The organism is Okeanomitos corallinicola TIOX110 (genome assembly GCF_038050375.1).
Taxonomy (GTDB): Bacteria; Cyanobacteriota; Cyanobacteriia; order Cyanobacteriales; family Nostocaceae; genus Okeanomitos; species Okeanomitos corallinicola.
In genome coordinates, this window is sequence record NZ_CP150886.1 from 2,394,792 (window position 1) to 2,416,464 (window position 21,673).

Below are 21,673 nucleotides of genomic sequence, written 5' to 3' on the forward strand. Positions count from 1 at the left end.
ATAACTAGCCATGCCATAGTCTCCTCTTAATCTAAAGGTGAAACCCTGTTATGTGTGATCTCTGATTATTCAGTAAATTTCCCCAAACTATCAACCAGATAAAGGTTAACAAGATTTGGTATGTACGGTGTTCGGTTTTTGACATCACTACTTTGGATCTGAATTATCAGTCATCGCTGAAATTATATATTTGAGGAATTTCATGCACATTAATACACCATTTGACACAAACCAACCAGCACAACTGAAGGGTCTGCAAGGTTATACTGTTGATCCTATTCTTACTATTGGTGAAACAGTTAATGGTTACACTCCCACAGGTATTCCTGATGGTACGGGTGCATTTGAATTAAATGAAACCACAGTTCGAGTCCTGGTTAACTCAGAGATAGGTAGTAATACAGGTTACGCCTATACCTTAGAAAATGGTACTTCCTTAACCGGCTCACGGATTAGCTATTTTGACATTGATAAAAGCACTCTGAAAATAGTTGATTCAGGTTTAGCTTACAACACAATTTATAACCGTACTGGTGAAGTTGTAGACGAAGCTTCCGATTTAGAATTTGAAGGAATTCAGCGTTTCTGTTCTGCAAACTTGATGGAAGCTCATCAATTTGGTGCTGGGATGGGTTTTGCAGACACCATCTACTTTGCAGGGGAAGAAACCGACGGTGGTACACAGTTTGCTTTAGACACCGCCACTGGCGATTTATGGGCTTTACCCTGGTTAGGTCGTGCTGCTTGGGAAAGTGTTACAGAGATTGATACAGGTAACACAGATCAAATAGCTCTGTTAGTGGGTGATGATAGAGGTCCTGCACCATTAATTTTATACGTTGGTGAAAAAGATAGTAGTGCTGACGCTGGTTTCTTAGCACGTAACGGTTTAAATAACGGTAAATTGTACGTCTGGGTTGCTGATGATGCAGCAGACGCAGCGGATGCAATTGAGGCTGACCCTAGAGACTTTAGTGGCAGTGGTAACATGACAGCTGGTCAGTTTATAGAAATTGACTACTACCGTCCTGACCTAGCTGGTACAAATGGTTACGACGCTCAAGGTTTTGCTGACCAAGATAAACAGGATGCCTTAGCGGCTGATGTTGGTGCTTTCTTGTTCTCTCGTCCTGAAGACGTAGCTACCAACCCCTTTGATGGTACAGAAGCAGTGTTAGCTTCCACCGGTCGTACCAGTGTCTTTGATGGTGCTGATACCTGGGGTACAACTTACACAGTTGATCTTGACTTTAGTGAAGCTGGCATTACTGCTGACTTGAACATCCTTTATGATGGCAACGATGCAGATAAGCAAGATTTTGGTCTACGTAGCCCTGATAACTTAGATTGGGCAGATGATGGCAAAATCTATCTGCAAGAAGACCGGGCTATCGGTTCTGACCTCTTTGGTGCAACTTCTGGAGAAGAAGCTTCTATCTGGAGAATTGACCCCTTTGGGGCTGATCCTGCTGCCACTGCAACCCGTGTAGCACAAATTGATCGCTCTGGTGTACCTGCTGGACAAACTGATTCTAATCCTACAGATATTGGTAACTGGGAATCTTCCGGTATTCTTGATGTTTCCACCCTGTTTGGTAATGCTCCTGGTACACAATTCATCTATGATGTCCAAGCTCACAGTCTTCGTGATGGTGACATTATCAACAAACCCGGTATTGATACTGATGGAGATGGCACAGTTGAAGCTAATGATAACTTGGTACAAGGTGGTCAGTTAGGGTTCTTAATTGCTCCTGGTGCTTCTTTGATTCAAGATTCTCAATTGGTATCTGGTTCTACAGGTGCAGATGCTTTAATAGGTGGAATTGACTTTGATGCTATCAACGATACAGTCTTTACTGGTGCTGGAGACGATGAAGTAGATGTTCTTTTCGGTGGTGTCCTAGCTGGTAATAACCGCATTGCTACTGGTAGCGGTGAAGATACTATTGATGTCGGAAATGGCGATCGCATCTTTGGTGGTAGTGATAATGACATCATAGATGCTACCGATGCTACTGGTTATCGTCTCTCCGGTGGCGCTGGCATGGATAGTTTCTTCCTGGGTGCAGATGGTCGCGCTTTGGGTGGAGATGGTGATGATAGGTTCTTCGTCCAAGAAGGTGGCGAAAACTTAATTTCCGGTGGTGCAGGTATGGATCAATTCTGGATCGTTAACGGTGACCTACCTATGGAAGCTAACACCATTATTGACTTTGAAATGGGTATGGATGTCTTAGGTATTGGTGGTGCTGGTGTTGGGTTTGATGACCTGACCTTAACAGGTGACAGTATTATGATTGGTGGAACAACCGTTGCAATGTTAATGGGTGTTGATACCTCTAGCTTGACTGTTGCTGATTTTGCTTTCATGTAAGAGCGATAAAACTGTTTTTTGACTTTTGACCTGAAACATTTTTATATCCTCGATTTCTTAGGAAATTCGGGGATTTTTTTATTTCACGTTTATTTCACGCAGAGGCGCAGAGTACGCAGAGAAATAAAGGTTTTATAGCTCAGTGATTAAATCTGAAAGTTATAAATGTTTTTAACTTTTTGTTTAATGAAACTTACTCTTATATTAATCTTTCCGTGAAATTATGAGCGCTAAGTGAATCTTTTACCTTTTTCGTTATAACTTGTTTGTTCTGAAAATTACAAGGTTAGTTAGATGATGATTTGGTAAATAAATTCATGATTGGTGTTCTAAACGAATAAATTCAAGAAGAGAGATATAGAATATGGTTCAATTAATCGGGTTTGCTTCTCTTCCTGCTGACTCTTTTACTCCTACTCCAAATTCTGGTGCAGGAATTTCTGCAAATGGTAGAATTGGTCCATTTAACGGACAACCAATTCAAGGTTTTAGTGGTGTACAATTTGTAGATAGTAATCGTTTCTATTTTCTCTCAGATAATGGTTACGGTAGTAAGGAAAATAGTGCAGATTATTTACTGCGTGTTTATGAAGTAGATCCTAACTTTGCAGGAACAGAAAATGGAGATGGTTCTGTTGATGTCTTAGGTTTTATTCAACTTGCTGATCCTGATCATAAAGTTCCTTTTACCATCGTTAATGAAGGATCTAGTGAAAGATTCTTAACTGGTGCTGATTTTGATGTTGAGTCAATCGTTGTAGATAAAGATGGTAGTATTTGGATTGGTGATGAATTTGGACCTTATCTATTACATTTTGATGCCACTGGTAAATTATTAGAAGCACCAATAGAAACTCCGGGAGTGCGATCGCCACAAAAACCATTTAATACTCTCACCGGTGAAGCACCTTTAGTAATTGGTCATAGAGGTGCAAGTGGAACTTTACCAGAGCATACTTTAGAAGGTTATGCTTTAGCAATTGAACAAGGTGCTGATTTTGTTGAACCTGATTTAGTAATTACCAGTGATGGTGTTTTGATTACGCGTCATGAACCTATCCTAGATGATACTACCAACGTAGCTGAAGTTTTTGGTGAAGATCGTAAATCCACCAAAATGCTCGATGGTGTAGAAGTTACTGCTTATTTTGCAGAAGATTTCACCCTCGCAGAAATTAAACAAATACGCGCTGTTCAACCCCGTCCTTACCGCGATCAAAGTTTTAATGGTCAATTTGAAATTCCCACTTTTCAAGAAGTAATTGAATTAGTCCAACAAGTAGAAGCCGAAACTGGTAAAAAAATCGGTATTTACCCAGAAACTAAACATCCTACCTTCTTTGATCAGCAAGGTTTATCCTTAGAAGAACCTCTGATTGCCACTTTACAAGCAACTGGTTTTACAGATCCTGATCGGATTTTTATTCAATCTTTTGAAGTTGCCAATTTAATTGATTTACAAAATAATCTTTTACCTGCTGTAGGGTTAGAAGATTTACCTTTAGTACAACTTTTTGGAGATGTAGAAGCAGCTAATTCTGATTCTGGGGATGGTTTTTCTGTTCCCTATGATATCATTCATAATTTCAGCAATCCCGCATTTGATGAAGCTGCTGCACGTGCTACCTACGGTGATTTAGTTGATATTGTTCCAGATTTTGGTGCAGATATCACTGGTGATGGTATCCCCGATACAAACTATGCAGATTTAGCTACCGAAGCAGTTTTTGATTACATTGGTAGTGCCTACGCTGAAGGTTTAGGACCATGGAAAAATAGCTTTATTCTGCGGGAATCTTTAGCAACTCCTGTAGATGCAGATGGTGATGGAAATGCCCAAATTACCAGTCAATTAACAGGGGAAATACGTCCTTTTCTAGAGTGGGCCCATCATGCAGGAATGCAGGTTCACCCCTACACTTTAAGAAATGAAGAAAATTTCCTCACTCTTAACCCTGATGGTACTCCCCAAACTCCAGAAGATGAATTTAGGCAATTAATTGAATTAGGTTTAGATGGTTTCTTTACCGACTTCCCCGAAACAGGAAGAATGGTATTAGATGAGTATCTACCTAACCTTGCTACTTCTCGTGGGTTTGAAGGAATGGCCTACAGTCCTGATCTAACTACCCTATATCCTTTATTAGAAGGTACAGTAGATGGTGATCCTGAAAATTCATTAAGAATCTATGAATTTGATATTGCTACTCAGGAATATCAAGGTTTAGTTGGTTATTATCGGACTGAAGTTGCTGGTTATGCAATTGGTGATTTTACCCCTATCAATGAAAATGAATTTTTAGTCATTGAAAGAGATGGTGGTCAAGGTGATTCTGCTCAGTTCAAAAAAATCTACAAAATTGATTTTTCCCAACAAGATGCTACTGGTTTTGTAGAAAAAGTAGAAGTAGTTGACTTACTAAATATCCAAGACCCCAACGACCTTAACGGAGATGGTGAAACTACTTTTACCTTCCCATTTGTCACCATTGAAGATGTGTTAGTTATTGACGAAAATACAATTTTGGTAGCTAATGACAATAACTATCCCTTCTCTGTGGGTCGTGGCCCTGATATTGACAACAACGAAATCATCATCCTCAAATTAGATGAGTCACTTGATGTCGCTTCAGAAGTAGGTCAACCAGCAAAAGACCTAGTTACAGGTACACCTGACGCAGATATACTAATTGGTGGCGTTAACTTTGATGCTGTCAATGATATTGTCTTCACTGGTGCAGGAAACGATGGAGTAGATGTTCCCTTTGGAGGGATTTTAGCTGGTAATAACCGAATCTTTACTGGTAGTGGAGAAGATAGTATTTTTGTTGGAGATAGAGATAGAACCTTTGGTGGTAGTGGTAATGATGAAATAGACGCTACCGATGCTACTGGTTATCGTCTCTCCGGTGGTGCTGGAAATGATATCTTCTACCTGGGTGCGGATGGTCGCGCTTTAGGTGGAGACGGTGATGATATTTTCTACGTCCAAGAAGGTGGAAATAATATCATTGCTGGTGGTGCAGGTGCAGATCAATTCTGGATTTTAACTGATAATATCCCAGCTACTCCTAACACCATTGTTGACTTTCAAATGGGTACTGATGTCTTAGGTATTGCAAATCAAGGTGCTGATTTTGGTTTTGATGACCTTATCTTCACAGGTAATGACATTATGATTGGTGGTCAAACCATCGCTATTTTAAATGGTGTAAATACCTCTAGTTTGACTGTTGCTGATTTTGCTATTGTGTAAAATTTAGTAAGCTAGATCCCCAACTTTTTCAAGAAGTCGGGGATCTGCAAATTTAGATTTTTGCCGAGATTCTCACTTTGTAAAACTATTGATAGTTAAGAATTACCAAGAAAATCTCGCTTACCCAGTTCTACACCACAATGTCTAAGAATGTCATAAGCAGTAGTGACATGAAAATAGACGTTAGGCAAAATAAAGTAAAGCAGATATGATTTTAACCTCTAAAAAACCTTAGATAACTTTTAGTTAAACTTTATATAATGTCCTGGTTTTTAATCAGAAAACAACTACTTTATAACATCTTTTTAATCTTAGATTGAGATCATAAATTTGTTATTTGTGTAATTCAACTACAAAAAATATCAACTGTTATGGCTAAGAATACGATTATCATGATCGGCGACGGTTTGGGCTGGGAAATGGCTCGTGCTGCTGCTATCTACAAACAAATTCAAGCAGGAAATACAGGTACAACTTTAGCTGATTTCTATACAGAAGGAAAAGGTTTAGGGCTAAACTTCCAAACCCTCACAGGTTACACCTACGCTACTACCTACGGAACTACAATTGCAGGTACTAACGGTACATTTAATGTATCCAACTCTGCTCTTAATGATTCTAACCAAACCATTAACACCCCAACAGGAACTGCTCCTGTGCGTGAAGGTTTTGCATTTGATCCTACTTTCAATCCTGGTACTACATCTAGTGGTGGTGCAACAGTTAGCGAAGGTGCAGTTGGTAATCTTGTGGGTTACGACCCAGAACGAGGTGGGATCAATCCTTGGACGGCAGGTACTGATTCTAGTTACATTAAGTACAGTTATCCTGACTCTGCCAACACTGCTACCACACTCTATTCTGGTATAAAGACTTATAACGGTGCTACTGGCGTTGATATTTTTGAAAAACCAGTCAAGAGTGTTTTATCTGAAGCGGCTGAGTTAGGAAAATCAACAGGTTTGGTATCATCTGTTCCCATTGATCATGCTACCCCTGCGGCTGCTGCTTCTGCTGTCAATAACCGTAACAAATTTGATAGTGAAACTGCTTCATTAGACACCATCTTGCAGCAAGAACTACGTGTTTACCAACCCACTGTGTTACTTGGTGGTGGTCATCCACTTTCCAATACTGGCAACCCTTTACCTGATGGTGTTGAACCAAGAGATAATACATACATTAAGGAAACAACCTACCAGGAGTTAAGTAACAATCCTACCTCCAATATCTACGACTACACATTTTTAGAACGTGGTGCAAATGCGGCTGAAGTTTTAGCAAATACTGCTGCTGCACTTGATCCGGAAAAAGGCGATCGCTTACTGGGTCTATATGGTGCGCGTGGTCAAGATGGTAACTTACCTGTCAGTTCTGCTGATGGTGACTACAGTACCACTGGCTTGGCAATGTTCACCAATTTCTCTACACAAGGACAAAATCCAGATACCGTTAGACCTCTCCTACCCGGTGAAACCGATGAATCTTTCATTGCTAGAGAAGTCAACGAAAACCCCACTCTCGATGATTTAACTACAGCTGCGTTAGAAGTTTTAGGTAAAGATCCAGATGGTTTCTGGCTGATGGTTGAAGGTGGAGATATTGACTGGTCTGCCCACGATAACAATATTGACAACCTGATCGGTACAGTTTTAGACTTTGATAAAGCTGTTGGTTCTGTTATTGATTGGATTGAAGCCAATGGTGGTTGGGAAGATAACCAACTCATTATCACAGCAGACCACGACCATTACCTTAACCTGAATGATGACTTCCCCCAATTACTGAGAACTCTGGGCGCTGAAGAGTTAACAGCGATTGACACAATTGCCGAATCTGGTAATTCTTGGGGAAATGACCCTACCAATAAGTACGACTGGGGAACTCATACCAACCGTCCCGTACCTGTCTACTATCAAGGTGTTGACTCAGAAACTTTAACAAATTCCATCGGTCAAGGTTTTGAATCCTACGGTTTCCAAATCCCCGGTCTTGTGAATGCAGTTGATCAAGTTAACATCGCTCAAACCTTGTTTGCTTCAGTTACTGAAGCTAATCAACAAGAGTTAGTTTTTGGAACTACTGGAGAAGATACCTTAATTGCATCCGTGAATATAGATGGTGTTCAAGACACTATATTTACTGGTGCAGGTAAGGATGAGGTAGATTTAGTATTCAATAGTAATGCTCGTAATAACCGCATCAATGCTGGTAGTGGTGATGATATTATCTACGTAAATCGCCGCGATCGCGTTTTTGGCAGTGCAGGTAATGACGAATTTGACGCTACCGATGCTTTAGGTGAAAACCGGATGTCCGGTGGCGCTGGTGACGATACCTTCTATCTGGGTGCTAATGACCGCGCTTTAGGTGGAGATGGTAATGATATTTTCTACGTCCAAGAAGGTGGAAATAATATCATTTCCGGTGGTACAGGTATGGATCAATTCTGGATCGTCAACGGTGACTTACCAATGGCAGCTAACACCATTGTTGATTTTGCAATGGGTGTTGATGTTTTAGGTATTGGTGGCGCTGATGTTGGGTTTGAAAACCTCACCTTAACTGGTAATGAGATTATGATTGGTGGTACAACTGTGGCGATGTTAATGGGTGTAAATACCTCTAGTTTGACTGCTGCTGACTTTGCTTTTGTGTAAAAAACATAGCAGTTTGTAATTAAATCAGATCCTCGATTTCTTTGAAGAAGTCGGGGATCTAGATAACAAACAGTCTGCGTTTATCTGCGGCCATCTGCGTTTGATATTTGCCTTTAATGCCTTACTAAATTTAACTATTTATTGGTATTTTCTTTATTCTATCTTAACCAATTTATTAAATTCTAGGTCTAAAAGAGTTTTAGATATAACTATGACAGACTTTAGACTACAAATTCTTCATACCTCCGACCTAGAAGGTGGGGTAGAAGCAATTTCCGCTGCACCTAACTTTGCAGCAATTGTTGATAACTTAGAAGATTCTGTTGAAAATTCCATAACTCTCTCCGCTGGAGATAACTACCTAGCTGGGCCATTTTTTAACGCCGCAGCGGATATAACTTTTCGTAACAGCGGTTTGTTCAACGATATCTACAATGAACTTTTCGGTCTACCTAATGAAACCATCAATGATAGCTACAGTGGTTTAAGAGAAGGTGGTGGTCGGGTGGATATCTCGATTATGAATATCATCGGCTTTGATGCTTCCGCTATTGGAAATCATGAGTTTGACCTTGGTTCAGAAACTTTAAAACTCATTATTGAACCAGAATTCAGAAGTGCGGGTTTAGCAGATGATAGATGGGTAGGAAGTCAGTTTCCTTACCTATCTGCTAACTTAGATTTTTCCGCAGATAGCAATTTATCAAGTCTATTTACTGCCGATATTCTCCCCAATACCGCTTTTCAAACAAATCCCACAGCATCCCTAGCGGGAACAACTACCCCCAAAATTGCCCCAGCAACAATAATTGAAGAAGGTGGAGAACAAATAGGTGTAGTTGGTGCTACTACCCAATTATTAGAAAGAATTTCCTCTCCCTCTGGAACAACAGTAGTGGGAACAAAAGCAAATGATATGGATGCCTTAGCTGCCATTTTGCAGCCTGTAATCAATCAATTGCAAACCCAAGGCGTTAATAAAATCATTGTAGTTTCCCACCTGCAACAAATTGCTCTAGAACAAGAACTCATTACCAAGTTAAGTGGTGTAGATGTAGTTGTAGCTGGTGGTTCTGATACCATTTTGGCTAATGGTGATGATAGTTTACGTTCGGGAGATGCACCCGCAAATACCTATCCTATCGTTACTACCAACGCAGATGGAGATCCCGCAGTCATTGTTAGCACTGATGGCGAATATTCCTATGTGGGAAGATTGGTAGTAGATTTTGATGCTAATGGTATTTTGGTAGATGCTAATGGTAATCCCCTAGATGAAGTTAGTGATTTAGATTTAGGTTTGAATGGACCAGTTGCAACCACAGAGGAAGAAGTAGTTGCTTTATGGGGTAGTACAGATGCAGCATTTGCTGAAGGTACAAAAGGTAATCAGGTTCAACAGTTAACCAGTGCTGTAGAAGATTTGGTTGCAGCAGAAGATGGTAGTGTTTTTGGTCAGACTGAGGTATTTATTGAAGGTCGTCGGGAACAGGTAAGAACCCAAGAAACGACTTTAGGTAATTTATCTGCGGATGCTAATTTGGCGTTTGCTAAAACTATTGATCCGACTGTGCAAGTATCCATTAAAAATGGTGGTGGTATTCGCGCTGCTATTGGTGAATTAGACACAGATGGAACGCTTCTTCCTACCCAAGATAACCCCTTTTCTGGGAAGCAAACCGGGGAAATTTCCCAATTAGACATTGTTAATTCTTTGCGGTTCAATAACGGTTTGTCTTTGTTGACTGTAACTGCGGCAGAATTAGCACAAATTTTAGAACATGGTGTAGCAGCAAGCGGTGACGGTGCGACTCCTGGACAATTTCCCCAAGTAGGTGGGATTAAATTTAGTTTTGACTCTGATCTAGAAGCTGGCGATCGCATTCAAAGTTTGGCTATTATAGATCCTGAGAATGACCAAATCCTAGATGTAATTGTGGAAAATGGGGAAGTTGTAGGAGACGCAAATCGTCAAATTCGCTTAGTTACCCTAGATTTCCTTGCAGGTGGTGGAGACAACTACCCATTCCCAGCATTTGGTGAAAACCGTGTTGATGTAACTCAACCTAGTGATGCTACTAGAACTGGTAGTGCTACCTTTGCAGCAGATGGTTCGGAACAAGATACACTAGCTGAATTCTTAGCTGCAAACTTCCCTATAGGTGGAAATACAGCTTTCAATATTGTGGAAACACCTCCAGAGGAAGATACAAGAATCCAAAACCTCAACTTCCGGGAAGATACAGTTTTAGATGTTCCTAGAGAACTAGTGTTTGGAACTCCCGACGCAGATATGTTAATTGGTGGAACAAATAACTTTGATGCTATCAGTGATATCGTCTTCACCGGTGCTGGAAATGATCAAGTAGATGTTCCCTTTGGTGGTAGTCGCGCTGGTGATAACCGTGTCTTCACAGGTAGCGGTATGGACATTATCTTTGTCGGAAATGGAGATAGAACCTTTGGTGGTAGTGGAAATGACGAAATAGACGCTACCGACGCTACCGGTTATCGTCTTTCCGGTGGTGCAGGAAATGATATCTTCTACCTGGGTGCAAATGGTCGCGCTTTAGGTGGTGACGGTGATGATATTTTCTATGTCCAAGAAGGTGGAAATAATATCCTTGCTGGTGGTGCTGGTGCTGACCAGTTCTGGATTTTAACTGATAATGCACCTAGTATAGCTAACACCATTGTTGATTTTGAAATGGGTGTTGATGTCTTAGGTATTGCAAATCAAAGTTTTGGTTTTGATGACCTGACCCTAACTGGTAATGACATTATGATTGGTGCAACAACTATCGCTACCTTGAATGGTGTTGATACCAGTGGTTTGACTGCTGCTAACTTTGCATTTGTGTAATATCAAAAAGCTAGATCCCCTACTTCTTAACGAGATCGGGGATCTGTAAATTTTTCAGATGCAGAGTAGTTTTGTTATGATATTGCGATAATTTTTTTGGCTACGCAATGTACAAAAGCTCTGCGACGATCTTTTAGGCTACCAGTTATTGATTTAATCTGAAATTGATTAAAGAACTCGTAAAAAACATCCTCAGGTTCTGGGTCTATTTCGCTGGCAGATTTATCCCCTTTAATGTAAGCTTTTAAAGCTGGGGATTCTTTCATTAAATTAATATCTACTTCTTTTTCATTGGAATAAATTATTTTCCACGCTCCTGTATCTATTATTTTATTGTAATGTGAGAAACAGTGTCGGAATTTTTCTGCCAACATTCCCTCATGTGCCATGTGAGCAATATGTACATAAACATTTCTCATGTCAGGAGAGTTGTGAATATTAGAGTCAATATGTCCACCTTGTTTCGTACCAACTAAAATATCTGCGTAACTTTCGTAGTCATAGTTTGTAGATTCTGACTTGACAACAATGTGTATCTCTTTTCCTATTTCACTGAGATATTTGATAGTTTCTGCATTTTTAGGAATAATTGTTTCATCAGTATTATTAACATTTTTTCCCACTGGATCAAGCAACACAACACGCTTGATTTTTGATATCAATACATTATCTAATTCATCACCCTGATCAAATTTTGATAAGGCATTGATTGCCAAGCTACAACCTCGACTGTGCGCCAAAATGAATACATTTTCATATTCATAGTTAATTTTTTTGAGATAAATTAAAAATTTCAGAATTAATCCTTGAGAAGCTTGTGAAAAATCATTGAAAGCTTCTACCGTCATTCCTCTAGCATCTGAATTTTCGGTATAATTGCTATGACTCCAGTTGATTTTTTCAATTACTTTTCCCATCTCATCTAATTTAGAAAGGAAATCATTAGCATTATCATCTAAGTCTTTCAATTTTATTGTTACTTTCAATTTGCGTAACAAGCCACTAGGCTCTGCTTCTAACCATTTCTTATTTAGATGTTCATTATTGTTTGTAGTAAAAGTAATATTACTATTGATTGTTAGGAGATTGATTTGCAAGACATCTACCGAATTGCTCGACAACTCTGCATCTGTGAATATCTTTTGAGGGTTTGATTGTGTTGTTCCACCGAAAACAACTAAAAGATTTTTTGTCATGTTCATGCTATTTATCCTGTAGTATTTATCTAATTTGTCATACCAGCCAAAAATTAGTTCAATACCTTACTTGGAAGATGAAAATGAGTTAATGACCCATAATAATTTCCGTTAGTAATTGAACTGTATCAGCGGTTATACATAACAAATTCTAGTCAATTAAATATTATATACTCAATATCAAAAACAATATACCATAACTCTTCCCAGATGTAAATGTATAGCTGTAGCCAAAATAATTAGGATATTAGATCATCTTTATTTGTAGGGTTTTAGCAGTGCTAATTATATAATTATATTTTTTTACCTCCTAATCTTGGTGGCTGTGGGTATATGATTGTTGTACCAATTCATAATAATTTTTTGTCTCACGCAAAGTCCCAGAGTGTGAGATTGAAGATAATTGATGTTTGCAGCGGGAATTGTTTAAATTTTAAGTTATGTACAAAAATATGGATTTTTGTCACACTACCAGTATTTACGGAAAGTTTCGATAATAATGTATGTGTTATTGTAGGTAGATTAAAGAATCTCCTCTTTTTCAAAACCAAAGAGAAAATAAAGAGAAAATAAAATTATGACATTATCAGGTGGAATTGCAGCTTACAGAAATAGCTGGAAAAGAGATTGTTTTAGTATATCTGACAAAAAAATAGATTTACAAATTGATCATGATTTTTGGTCACGCACAGTAGTTATGAAAAACACCGGCTGGGTTGTTGGTAATGTCAGAGTCAAAAATACAGGTAATATTTTCCTCCGAGATGTAAAAGTCTATATTGATCTTGATGATGATTCTATGGGGTTTGATGTTCACTTATGTGATGCCAATGGTAATATCATAGACTCTGGTACTGATACACCTTGTTTTAGTTTTGGTGATCTTGCACCAGGAATTAGTTCTACTCAAAAAAGTTATTGGTGGATAGTTAAACCCCGTTTTCCTGAATTTGAAGGTTCAGAAGAAAAAAGCGTTAGTTTTAACCTTTACCCAACTTTCATCGCTGATTTCAAACAGCAAGGTCAACCTTTCCAAAGTACAGCACAAATGGAAAAAGCTTAGGATTCTAAAATAGAAACTAGCTTCAATCTTAGGGAGCATTCCAAATGTGTAAGTTTATTTTTATCTGAGCTTATAAAGTATATCAGGTATGAAATAAATGAACCACGAAGATGCGAAGATCATGAAGAAAGAAGTCTAAAGAGGTTTTCTGATTATGATTTTCTGTTTTTGTCAATTTGGAATTCTCCCAAATTTTAGGTGTGAAGAATTAAGATACATGAAAGCTGATGGCTTATTTTGTTACCTCACTACCCTGTATTTTTTCATTCTTTAATCATTTATTAATTATTTCTTAAATTAATTGCTATAAGTTTTTATTGGTAGCTAGAGTTTGATTCTTTAGTAACTACCATTTAACCACTAACTAAAAACATACAAATGACGTACCCCATTCAACTTAAAAATATTGGCACTGTAAACTTAAATGGTGCAGAAATTTCTGACTTTGACCCCAAAAGTAACCGCTTATTTGTAACTGGAGAATTAAACGATCAACCTATTTTACAAATTGTTGATGTTTCTAATCCCAATAATCCCACCGCAGTTGATCCAATTAACCTTTCTAGTTTTGGTGGAGGAATTCAAAGTGTAGCTGTTAGACCAGGAACAGGAACAGAAAATAGTATTGTTGCTGTTGCTATTTCTGCCAATGATATTACAGATCCTGGTAAAGTAGTTTTCTTTGATGCTGCTACTCTCACCCAACTTGCAGAAGTGACAGTAGGTGCTTTACCTGATATGATTACCTTCACTCCTGATGGTAGTAAATTACTTGTTGCTAACGAAGGAGAACCCAACGAAGATTATACAATTGATCCAGAAGGTTCAGTTAGTATTATTGATGTTTCTGGGGAAATTGCCAGTTTAAATAATAGTAACGTCACCACCGCTGACTTCACGGCTTTTAATGATCAGCTAGATGAATTAAGAGCGGATGGAGTGAGAATTTTTGGACCTAATGCTAGTGTTGCACAAGATTTAGAACCAGAATATATTGCAGTTTCACCTGATAATCAAACTGCTTTTATCACACTCCAAGAAAATAACGCTGTTGCAGTTCTAGATATTGCGAATGGAACTATTACCGATGTTTTACCTTTAGGTTTTAAAAACCATAGTTTAGCAGGAAATGGTCTAGATGCAAGTGATAGAGACGATACTATCAATATCCAAAATTGGCCTATTTTCGGGATGTATCAACCCGATGGAATAGAGTCTTTCCAAGTTGATGGCAATACTTATTATATCACTGCCAATGAAGGAGATGCTCGCATCCGTCCCACCGATGATAACATTTTACCTGCTCCGAATGACGGCGAAGGTGATATTTTCAATGAAGAATCAAGAATTAGGGATTTAATTTTAGATCCTACCGCTTTTCCCAATGCAGAGGAATTACAAGCTAATGAAAATTTAGGTCGTTTAACTGTTACTAATACCCTGGGAGATACAGACGGAGACGGAGATTTCGATCAGCTTTATGCTTACGGCGCTCGTTCTTTCACCATTTGGGATGAAGAAGGTCAATTTGTTTATGATAGTGGTGATCAAATAGGCCAAATTACCTCTTTACTTACACCTGATTTATTCAACGCTAATGATGGTTCTACTGATGAATTTGATGCTCGTTCTGACAATAAAGGTGCAGAACCAGAAAGTGTAGAAATCGGTATTATTGATGGTGTCACCTATGGATTTATCGGTTTAGAACGTGCTGGTGGTGGAGTATTAGTTTATGACCTCAGTAATCCCACAGCACCGGAATTTATTCAGTACATTAGAACGGAAGGTGATGTTAGTCCTGAAGGTTTAAAATTCATTGCTGCTGCTGATAGTCCTAATAGTAAACCCTTGTTAGCAGTTGCTAATGAATTTAGTGAAACTGTGAGTTTATATGAAATCAATCCCCGACCAAAATTAACAACTTATCAATTTGATAATTTACCATCTTTAGGAGTTAGTGCAACAGGTCAAGAATTTTCTTTGGGTGGGTTTTCAGGATTGTATTTTACCGGAGTTGCAGCAAACGGAAATCTCACTTTTGTTACCCATCCAGATCGTGGTCCAAATGGTGATAATTCTGATGCGGGTAGACCATTTCCTTTACCTGATTTTCAACCAGAAATAGTTAAGTTTGAACTCAATCAAAACAGTGGTGAAATTACCATTACTGATAGAATAGAACTATTCCGTGCAGATGGAACAACACCTTTAACTGGACTTCCTAATTTACAACCAGGAGATCCAGGAACAGGTTACACTGATGAATTTGGCATTGATGCTTTAGGAAATGCAGTTGCTAATGATCCTTTTGGTGCAGATTTAGAAGGAATTGTTGTAGCACCAAATGGTGATTACTGGATGGTGGATGAATACCGTCCAGCTATTTATCACTTCAACGATGATGGGGTTTTAATTAACAGATTTATCCCCATTGGAACTGCTACAGCAGATGGTCAAGCAGCAGGAACTTTTGGGACTGAAGTATTACCAGAAGTTTATGCTCAACGTCGTGGTAATCGTGGTTTTGAAGCTGTAGCTTTAGAAGGTAATAAGCTCTATGCTTTCATTCAAAGTGCGATTGATAATCCTGATAATTCGGGAGATACTACTTCTAGAAATTCCCGCAATTTAAGAATTGTAGAATTAGATGTTGTTTCTGGACAGGTAACTGGTGAATATCTCTATTTGTTAGATGATATTACAGGTAGTGGCAGTGCTAGAACTGATAAAATCGGTGATGCAGTTTCTTTAGGTAATGGTAAATTTGCTGTGATCGAAAGAGATGATAGAAGTGATATTACTTCTAATAAACTCATCTATGAAATTGATTTAGCAGCAGCTACTAATATCCATAATTCTGTTAATTTTAATGTAACAGTAAATAAAACCATTGAACAGTTAACTGAGGCAGAATTAGCTGCCGCTGGTATTAACCCAGTTAGTAAAACTTTACTGGTAAATGCAGCGGAAATTGGTTACACAGGAGTTGAAAAATTAGAAGGCTTGGCTTTAGTTGCACCTAACACTTTAGCAATTCTCAATGATAATGACTTCAACATTATTGGTAGTGATAATAATGCTGATGGTTCAGTTACCATTAACTTCTCAGAAACACCAATTCCTGAACAGTTGGGAATTATTGAATTACCCTATAACATTGCTGCAATAAATGAACCACCAGAATTAGTTTTTGGTACTCCTAATGCAGATACTTTAATTGCAGGTGTCTCAGTCAACGGAGTTGTCAAGTTCGACGGTATTCAAGATACTGTGTTTACTGGTGCTGGAAACGATGAAGTAGATGTTCTTTTTGGTGGTAGTCTTGCTGGTGATAACCGTGTCTTTACTGGTAGTGGTGAAGATATGATTGATGTAGGAAATGGCGATCGCTCCTTTGGTGGTAGTGGAAACGATGAAATAGACGCTACCGATGCTATGGGTTATCGCATTTCCGGTGGTACAGGAAATGATACCTTATACCTGGGTACTGAAGGCCGCGCTTTAGGTGGTGAGGGTGATGATATTTTCTACGTTCAAGAAGGTGGAAATAATATCATTGCTGGTGGTGCAGGTATGGATCAGTTCTGGATCGTCAACGGTGATTTACCAATGGAAGCTAACACCATTGTTGACTTTGAAATGGGTACAGATGTCTTGGGTATTGGTGGTCAAGGTGATAATTTCGACTTTAATGGTCTAAGTTTCAGTGGTAATACTATTGCAATTGGTGGTCAAATTATTGCCATTCTCAATAATGTAGATACCAGCAATTTAACTGCTGCTGATTTCGCTTTCATTTAGAAATTTGCATTTTGGAGGAAAAGGTACAGAAAATAACCATTCTGTATTCTTTTTCTCTATTTTGTTTTTCTCATCCTCAGAAAATTAAATTTTCATAAAAAGTGATGTTATCAAATACATCATTTGTCATTTGATCGGAGAAAGTAGTGATTTTCTTAACAATTTGATAAACTTTTAATAATTATTAATTAATTCAGATATGAGATTTATATTATTTATACTCTTTACAGGAAAGGGGGAAGCTTATCAGTGTATAAATAAAATAAAAATTGCATTTTGATGATTTTTGCTGGCTTTGGTATCAAATTCCGTTGATAACAAAACACATATCTGGACTGAGTGTATATTGTCAGACATTTACAACTGTGAAAAAAATATCTGATTAATGTATCATATGTACTTATTGAAAAACTTACTTAGGTAAAAACACAATCATGACTATTAATGGTACTCCTGATAACGATGACTTGTTTGTAATCCAAGAGAATGAGGATGTTTTTGGCTTTGAGGGTGATGACACCTTAGATGCTAGTGGTGGTTTAGGTAATAACACCCTTAATGGTGGTGTTGGTAATGATGAACTGTTCGCTAACCAAAACGATAGTTTATTAGGTGGTGCTGGTGAAGATGATCTCTATGCAGTAGGGATTGGTGGAAATAATACCCTTAATGGTGGGGACGATAGCGATCGCCTGTTTGCTGTTGAAGGTGATAATAACACTCTGATTGGTGCTACTGGAAATGATGAGCTTTATATCATAGAAGGTAGCTTTAATGTCCTCAGAGGGGGAAGTGATCATGATTTCCTCCGCACATCCAGCATCACAGGAGACAACACTCTCAGAGGTGGAGAAGGTGATGATACCTTGGTTGGATATTTAGCCAGCGATCAGTTATTTGGCGATGATGGCGATGATTATTTATACGCTGGTAAACAAGGTACGGAAATGAGAGGCGGTGCTGGTTTAGACCGCTTTTATTTTGGCAATGGTGAAATTCCTGATGTACCAGCAGTTGTTAATGATTTTACCCAAGGTGATGACAAAGTTGTCATTGCAGGTATTCCCCAAGTGCAAACTTTTGAAGACATCATCCTAGAACAAGATGGTAACGATACACTCGTTAAAGTTCTCATAGATGAAGTTGAAGTCACATTTGGTATTTTAAGAGGTATCACAGCAGCAGACCTAACACCAGCAGACTTTGATTTTCTTGTTCCAGTTTTCTCCATCACTCAAGCATCAGCAGAAGAAGGAAATACCATTACCTTCACCGTTACCCGCACTGGTGATTTTTTAAATGAACAAACTGTAACGGTTTCCACATCTATTGAAGATGGAGATACAGCGACTGAAGGTGACTTTACTGCAACTTCCCAAACCTTAACATTTGCACAGGGAGAAACCAGCAAACTCTTTACTGTACAAACTACTGAAGATGCTTTATTTGAAGGTGATGAAACCTTTACTGTCAGTTTAACTGAAGCTACTGGTGGAGCAATTATTGATGAGACTCAAAGTACAGTTCAGGGTACAATCAACAACGATGATCCAGCGCCCATCTTTAGCATTGCGGCTGCCGAAGCATTAGAAGGTGAAGATATTGTCTTTACTGTCACCAGAACCGGAGATGCTCAATCTCACCAAACAGTAACGGTTTCCACATCTATTGAAGATGGAGATACAGCGACTGAAGGTGACTTGACTACAATTTCTGAAACCCTCACATTTGCAGAGGGAGAAACCACCCAAATCTTCACTGTCCAAACTACCGAAGATGCTTTATTTGAAGGTGATGAAACCTTTACTGTGAGTTTAACTGAAGCTACTGGTGGAGCAATTATTGATGAGACTCAAAGTACAGTTCAGGGTACTATCATTAATGATGATCCAGCACCCATCTTTAGCATTGCTGCTGCCGAAGCATTAGAAGGTGAAGATATTGTCTTTACTGTCACCAGAACCGGAGATGCTCAATCTCACCAAACAGTAACGGTTTCCACATCTATTGAAGATGGAGATACAGCGACTGAAGGTGACTTTACTACAATTTCTGAAACCCTCACATTTGCAGAGGGAGAAACCACCCAAATCTTCACTGTCCAAACTATTCAAGATGCTGTCGTAGAAGACAATGAGACCTTTACTGTCAGTTTAACTGAAGCTACTGGTGGAGCAATTATTAGTGACACGAATGGTACATCTCAAGGAACTATCACTGATGATGATACACCTGCTGTATTTAGTATTGCCGCAGCAGAAGCAGAAGAAGGAAACGACATTATTTTTACAGTTACTCGTTCCAGAGATAACTTGACTGCTCAAACAGTAACGGTTTCCACATCCATAGCAGATGGGGATACAGCTAATGAGGATGACTTTACATCCAAAACAGAAATTCTCACCTTTGCAGAGGGAGAAACCGAAAAAACCTTTACTGTAGAAACAACAGAAGATAACATCTTTGAAGGTGATGAAACCTTTACTGTGAGTTTAACTGAAGCTACTGGTGGAGCAATTATTGATGAGACTCAAAGTACAGTTCAGGGTACAATCAACAACGATGATCCAGCGCCCATCTTTAGCATTGCTGCTGCCGAAGCATTAGAAGGTGAAGATATTGTCTTTACTGTCACCAGAACCGGAGATGCTCAATCTCACCAAACAGTAACGGTTTCCACATCTATTGAAGATGGAGATACAGCGACTGAAGGTGACTTTACTACAATTTCTGAAACCCTCACATTTGCAGAGGGAGAAACCAGCAAACTCTTTACTGTACAAACTACCGAAGATGCTTTATTTGAAGGTGATGAAACCTTTACTGTGAGTTTAACTGAAGCTACTGGTGGAGCAATTATTGATGAGACTCAAAGTACAGTTCAGGGTACTATCATTAATGATGATGTAGAAATAGAGTCAGTATTTGCGATCGCATCAGCAACAGCAACAGAAGGAAATAACCTAGTTTTCACAGTCACCCGTACAGGAGACACAACCACCGCACAAGAAGTGGAAGTATCCACATCCATAGAAGATGGAGATACAGCTAGTGAAAACGACTTCATACCCAAAACCGAAACCCTCACATTTGCAGAGGGAGAAACCGAGAAAACCTTTACCGTTGCATCCAGAGAAGATTTCTTTGTAGAACAAGATGAAAAATTCACCGTCAGCTTAAACAGTGCTACCAACGGTGCAACTATTAGTTCTACCAACGGTACAACCCAAGGAACAATCAATGATGATGACGTACCATTTAGTTTCAATAACAACGTCTTCACCATCAAAGGAATAGCTGAATTTGTTGCACTCAGAGCCACTCTTATCTCTAGTAGCTCTAGTGTAGTGAATGAATTGGGAGTATTTTTAGTTGATGACGAAGAAGGTAGAATTAATGGTGTAAGACGTGGAGAAGCTGGTTATAGTGAATTAGCTTTAGAACGTGCCAGATTCCAAGGTAGAGGAATTTTCTCGGCGCTGACAAATCTTCCCAATAGATTCAGAACTGAAATTGAAACTGAAAGTCTGACAAGATTACTAGGATTTAATTCTGGTCAACACTTAGAATTCTTCTTAGTCAATAACGGTACAATTGATGATTTCCGGGCTGGTAGTATTTCCAGTAGCAGCATTATCTTTGCGGAATCTTTTACCCAAGTCATTGAAGAAGAGAGTGGCTTCAGAATTTCCTGGAGAGAAAGTAGCACAACTACAGAATTCAATTCTTTAGTAATTAGATTCGAGTCAGTAGTTGAGTTAACCCAAGAAGAACAATTTATCACTGAAATTACCCAATACCAAGGAACTAACCAAGGGGAATGTATTGATTTCAGTGGATATGAAGGTACAAGATTCAGAGCAGATTTTTCTGTATTCCGGGAAGCTGCATTTAACAACGAAGTTTACTTCTACAGAGTAAATGATTTCACAGGTTCATTAGGAACTTTAGAAGCAACATCTGCAAATCGAACTACTTACATCCAAGAAGTAATTAACTCTAGGTTGGTCACAGATATAGATGGTGAACTCATCAGATTTGCTGTTGATAACCAAGGTGAATTTAGAGACAGTGCCATCATTGAAGGTGGTTCAATTATCGCTCCCATGATTATTATCAATGGTAGTTTATCTCAGTTAACTGATAGCAATACCAACAATGATCCGAGAGTTTATTTCCCATTCCTGGGATTAAATTCTGATGGTGCAGATCACATTAGAATGTTAGGTGATAACATCTTTGGTTTTGAAGATTTACCTGGTGGTGGTGATAGAGATTTTAATGATGTGATTACTAAGTTTACATTCACTGAGATTGTGTAATTGATTCGTAGGTTGGGTTGACGTAAGGAAACCCAACATCAAGAAATAATAATCCGCCAGGGAATTAATTCTCAGTTTCATAACCGCCAGGGAATTAATTCCCAGTCTCATAACAAAAGTCGGCTTCAGCCG

At 38.7% G+C, this 21,673-nt stretch carries 8 protein-coding genes and 1 pseudogene; 7 read left to right on the forward strand and 2 right to left on the reverse strand.

What is annotated here, in order from left to right; translation table 11 throughout:
* Positions 1 to 202 precede the first annotated feature (202 nt).
* On the forward strand, positions 203 to 2,377 hold the full coding sequence (locus WJM97_RS10395; RefSeq protein WP_353932951.1) for an alkaline phosphatase PhoX: 2,175 nt from the start codon (positions 203 to 205) through the stop codon (positions 2,375 to 2,377).
* 364 nt (positions 2,378 to 2,741) lie between these two features.
* Positions 2,742 to 5,633: an esterase-like activity of phytase family protein gene (locus WJM97_RS10400; RefSeq protein WP_353932952.1), complete on the forward strand. Its 2,892-nt coding sequence runs from the start codon at positions 2,742 to 2,744 to the stop codon at positions 5,631 to 5,633.
* Between the two features lie 95 nt (positions 5,634 to 5,728).
* Here WJM97_RS10400 and WJM97_RS10405 read toward each other — a convergent pair.
* Positions 5,729 to 5,842: pseudogene (locus WJM97_RS10405) on the reverse strand (DUF1993 family protein); the annotation flags it as partial.
* A 162-nt stretch (positions 5,843 to 6,004) separates the two neighbouring features.
* Here WJM97_RS10405 and WJM97_RS10410 point away from each other — a divergent pair.
* Positions 6,005 to 8,293 carry an alkaline phosphatase gene (locus tag WJM97_RS10410; RefSeq protein ID WP_353932953.1) on the forward strand — a complete coding sequence of 763 codons (2,289 nt, stop codon included), beginning with the start codon at positions 6,005 to 6,007 and terminating at the stop codon, positions 8,291 to 8,293.
* Between the two features lie 211 nt (positions 8,294 to 8,504).
* Positions 8,505 to 11,156, forward strand: a complete 2,652-nt coding sequence (locus tag WJM97_RS10415) for a 5'-nucleotidase C-terminal domain-containing protein (RefSeq protein ID WP_353932954.1) — start codon at positions 8,505 to 8,507, stop codon at positions 11,154 to 11,156.
* Between the two features lie 74 nt (positions 11,157 to 11,230).
* Here WJM97_RS10415 and WJM97_RS10420 read toward each other — a convergent pair whose 3' ends face one another.
* Complete coding sequence (locus tag WJM97_RS10420) at positions 11,231 to 12,358, reverse strand: alpha/beta hydrolase (protein ID WP_353932955.1); 1,128 nt, start codon at positions 12,356 to 12,358, stop codon at positions 11,231 to 11,233.
* 571 nt (positions 12,359 to 12,929) lie between these two features.
* Between WJM97_RS10420 and WJM97_RS10425 the strand changes: the two genes are divergently transcribed.
* The 3 genes from WJM97_RS10425 (at position 12,930) to WJM97_RS10435 (ending at position 21,541) form a co-directional block, all read left to right on the forward strand.
* On the forward strand, positions 12,930 to 13,415 hold the full coding sequence (locus WJM97_RS10425; protein ID WP_353932956.1) for a hypothetical protein: 486 nt from the start codon (positions 12,930 to 12,932) through the stop codon (positions 13,413 to 13,415).
* Between the two features lie 378 nt (positions 13,416 to 13,793).
* The gene (locus WJM97_RS10430) at positions 13,794 to 17,219 is read left to right on the forward strand and encodes a choice-of-anchor I family protein (RefSeq protein WP_353932957.1); all 3,426 of its coding nucleotides are present in this window, start codon (positions 13,794 to 13,796) and stop codon (positions 17,217 to 17,219) included.
* Positions 17,220 to 17,653: 434 nt separating this feature from the next.
* Positions 17,654 to 21,541: a Calx-beta domain-containing protein gene (locus WJM97_RS10435; protein ID WP_353932958.1), complete on the forward strand. Its 3,888-nt coding sequence runs from the start codon at positions 17,654 to 17,656 to the stop codon at positions 21,539 to 21,541.
* The last annotated feature ends 132 nt before the right edge of the window (positions 21,542 to 21,673 follow it).